The organism is Streptomyces sp. NPDC059003 (assembly GCF_042740445.1).
Taxonomy (GTDB): domain Bacteria; phylum Actinomycetota; class Actinomycetes; order Streptomycetales; family Streptomycetaceae; genus Streptomyces.
The window spans coordinates 1-1,317 of record NZ_JBHYJH010000439.1; the positions used below are offsets into that span (position 1 = coordinate 1).

At 74.9% G+C, this 1,317-nt stretch carries 1 protein-coding gene; it reads right to left on the minus strand.

The window, feature by feature from the left end; translation table 11 throughout:
* Positions 1-66 precede the first annotated feature (66 nt).
* Complete coding sequence (locus tag ACFWZ5_RS46440) at positions 67-1,209, minus strand: glycosyltransferase family 4 protein (RefSeq protein WP_384806994.1); 1,143 nt, start codon at positions 1,207-1,209, stop codon at positions 67-69.
* Positions 1,210-1,317 lie beyond the last annotated feature (108 nt).

Consider the following 1,317-nt stretch of genomic DNA (forward strand, 5'->3'; position numbering starts at 1 on the left):
GAGGACCGGGGTCTGGGGCGGAGCCCCAGTTCGGGAAGGGGCGGGTCTGGGGCGCACCCGCGAGGGCTACAGCAGCTCCCGCAGGCGGCCCGCCAGCAGGTCCCACCGCCAGCGCTCCTCCACCCACTCGCGCCCCCGCTCCCCCATCCGCCGCCGCAACTCCGCGTCACCGAGCAACGCAACGATCCGATCGGCGGCCTGCTCGGCAGAGCCCCCGCGCACGACCCACCCGGTCTCCCCGTCGAGCACGGCATCGGGCGCCCCGCCGGAGTCCCCGGCGACGACGGGCAGCCCGGTGGCGGACGCCTCCAGGTAGACGATGCCGAGCCCCTCGACGTCGAGCCCGCCGCGGCGCGTGCGGCAGGGCATGGCGAAGACGTCACCGGCGCCGTAGTGGGCGGGGAGCTCCGCCCAGGGGACGGGGCCCGTGAACACCACGGAGTCCGCGACCCGCGTCTCCGCGGCGAGCTTGCGCAGCTCCTTCTCGTAGGGCCCGCCGCCCACCACGAGGAGCACCGCGTCCGGCTCGGCGGCCAGGATCCGGGGCATGGCGAGGATCAGCGTGTCCTGGCCCTTGCGCGGCACGAGCCGGGAGACGCAGACGACGACGGGCCGTTCGGTGAGCCCGAGCCGGGCGCGCACGGCGTCGCCGCCGGAGCCGGGGTGGAAGGTCTTCTCGTCGACGCCGGGCGGCAGCTGGACCATGCGCCCGGCGGCCGCGGGTGTGAGCGCGGCCGCGATCCGGGAGCGGGTGTACTCGCCCAGGTAGGTGATGGTGTCCGTGGACTCCCCGATGCGGCGCAGGAGTTGGCGGGACGCGGGCAGCTGGGCCCAGCCCGCTTCGTGCCCGTGGGTGGTGGCCACGAGCCGTCGTGCGCCGGCCTTGCGCAGCGCGGGTGCCATGAGGCCGAGCGGCGCGGCCGCTCCGAACCACACCGACGTACAGCCGTGTTCGCGCAGGAGTCCGGCCGCGCGGCGGGTCACGCGCGGGCTGGGGAGCAGCATGGTCGTGGGGTCGCGTACGACCTGAAAGGGCTGTTCGGCGTCGAAGGCGGCGGTGGCCTCGGCGCCTTCGCGGCCGCGCTTCCAGGTGGAGGCGTAGACGACGATCCGGGACGGGTCCAGGCGCAATGCCATGTTGTGCAGGAACGCCTGGATGCCGCCGGGCCTGGGCGGGAAGTCGTTGGTCACGATCAGGGTCTTGTGCATCGTCGCCGACAGTACCGCCCTCGCGGGGCGCCCCGGACCCGCCCCTTTACCCAGAACCAGGGGGCTCCGCCCCCTGGACCCCCTTTTATCCGGCGCTTCGCGCCTCGT